Origin of the sequence: Bacteroides sp. AM54-2NS, assembly GCF_003602935.1 — a bacterium.
GTDB lineage: Bacteria > Bacteroidota > Bacteroidia > Bacteroidales > Bacteroidaceae > Bacteroides > Bacteroides xylanisolvens.
In genome coordinates this window covers 1-1,871 of the sequence record NZ_QTMZ01000118.1, presented here as the reverse complement: position 1 = coordinate 1,871, position 1,871 = coordinate 1, and the positions used below count along the sequence as shown (strand labels likewise).

Sequence of the window (1,871 nt, the reverse complement as noted above, 5' to 3'; positions counted from 1 at the left end):
AAGATTTTTCGGTCAAATGCAATGGACGATTTGGTGTTTGAACAATCGCCAGCATTACCTTTGCAAAACAATATCCGCAGCGGCAAGGCAGGCGAAAAGAAATCTGTTACATAAAAGGGGAACCAGGGCGGGATGGCGTGGGGCTATGCCGTATATGGGAATGAACGAAAGATGATATAAGGGAAAAGAGGAAATGGTCTGAAAGTGTAGGGACAAAAACTTATATCGGGCAAGATGCACATTTATAAATGTCAAGTACCCATGACTTATATCTGGCTTGGATAGTATTAATAAGGGTAGTATCAACTACGAATAGTAGTGTAGTATAATAGTATAAAGTATTTACTAAGGGGATTATCGACTACGAATAGTAAAGTAGTACAATAGTATTTACTACGATTAGTTGAGTTCATAGAAGAGATAGCGGTATCATCGTCTGTTCGGCGATGATACCGCGCGGCACTCATGTGTCATGCCGCTTTAGGTATTCAGTCATTGCCTCATTGACAATATTACGCAAGGACATCCCTTTCTTGATGGCGAGGTACTTCATCTTCGTGTGGATGCTCTTGTTGATAAGGAAATTGCAATGCACCAGCACTTCTGTAGTCTCAGAAACAGACACTGGTGGGGCTTGTGTGTTTTCTGTGACTATCTGCTCTTTACTCGGCTTCTTGGTGGAAGAAAGGAGTCCGTTGAGACCGCCTTTCATTCCCTCTTTCAACATACTGCTCTTGCTCATGGCCATACTATTTTAGTTTCAACACTTCCTTTGCCAAAGACATGTAATCACTGGCACCATTGGACTTGGGATTATACTCAAAGATAGTCTTGCCGTTGATGGGGGCTTCTGCCAAAGCCACATTGTCACGGATGACGGTCTTGAAGACTTTCTCGTGAAAACTGTCATTGACGATTTCCCTCACGCTTCGGTTCAACGTCTTGCGGCGGTCGAACTGCGTGATGACAATGCCGCCCACTTTGAGGTTGGGATTAAGCCGCTCCTGAACGATGCGGATAATATCCATCAACTTTGCCATACCTCTCATGGCAAGGTATTGTGCTTGAACAGGGATGATGATGTAGTCTGCTGCGGTGAGGGCATTCAAGGTCAGCAAGCCCAATGATGGTGGGCAGTCGATGATGATGTAGTCGAAATGCTCTTTGGCGATGGCTTTGGTGATAAGTCCCTTCAAGATAAGTTCCCGTCCCGGCTCACTGATAAGCTCTGACTCAGCCGCTGAAAGGTCAAGACAAGAAGGAACAACCGTGATGCCATTGTGCAACTTGACCAACGGCAAGGTGTACTGTCCACACATTGCGCCATAGACTGTCTGTTCTTCCTCGATGGACAATCCCAAGGCTTCTGTGAGGTTAGCTTGTCCATCCATGTCAATAGCCAAGACGTGCTTCATACTCAGTTGCAGAGCTGCCGCAAGGTTTACTGCGGTCGTACTTTTCCCTACGCCTCCTTTGTGATTTAGAATTGCAATTATCTGTGTCATAACGCGATACTACTATTAGTGAATACTACTTTACTATTCTGCTACTGATAGTACATACTAACCATAGTAAAATAGGATTTACTACGATTAGTACGTACTACTCTTAGTCAATACAACCCTCAGAATGGAAGGTCTTCGCTCTTGTCCTGCGGTGCATCGGCTGGCGGTACGGGAGCCTCGCCCTCTGCCTTGGCTGCCTTACGTGCCTTTGTTGCTGGGGTGTCGGCGGCATCTGCATTTTGACCGTTGTCAAAAGCCTTCCCTGCATTGACAAAGGCGATGGAGTCAGCTATGATGCTATGCTGTATGTGGTTCTCTCCGTTGCGGTCTGTCCAAATGGAAGAAGTCAGTGTGCCTTCCACAAGC

2 protein-coding genes and 1 pseudogene are annotated in these 1,871 nt (G+C 45.9%); all 3 read right to left on the bottom strand.

What is annotated here, in order from left to right:
• Positions 1-463 precede the first annotated feature (463 nt).
• The gene (locus DXA05_RS26015) at positions 464-742 is read right to left on the bottom strand and encodes a hypothetical protein (RefSeq protein WP_072067361.1); all 279 of its coding nucleotides are present in this window, start codon (positions 740-742) and stop codon (positions 464-466) included.
• Between the two features lie 7 nt (positions 743-749).
• Positions 750-1,505, bottom strand: coding sequence for a ParA family protein (locus DXA05_RS26010; RefSeq protein ID WP_004319917.1), 756 nt, complete (start codon positions 1,503-1,505; stop codon positions 750-752).
• A 119-nt stretch (positions 1,506-1,624) separates the two neighbouring features.
• Positions 1,625-1,871 (bottom strand): annotated as a pseudogene (locus DXA05_RS26005) (single-stranded DNA-binding protein); the annotation flags it as partial.

What these genes read in the sequence shown, in the direction of transcription:
- DXA05_RS26010 (WP_004319917.1), bottom strand. Translation starts at nt 1,505, where the DNA reads ATGACACAGATAATTGCAATTCTAAATCACAAAGGAGGCGTAGGGAAA.
- DXA05_RS26015 (WP_072067361.1), bottom strand. Translation starts at nt 742, where the DNA reads ATGAGCAAGAGCAGTATGTTGAAAGAGGGAATGAAAGGCGGTCTCAAC.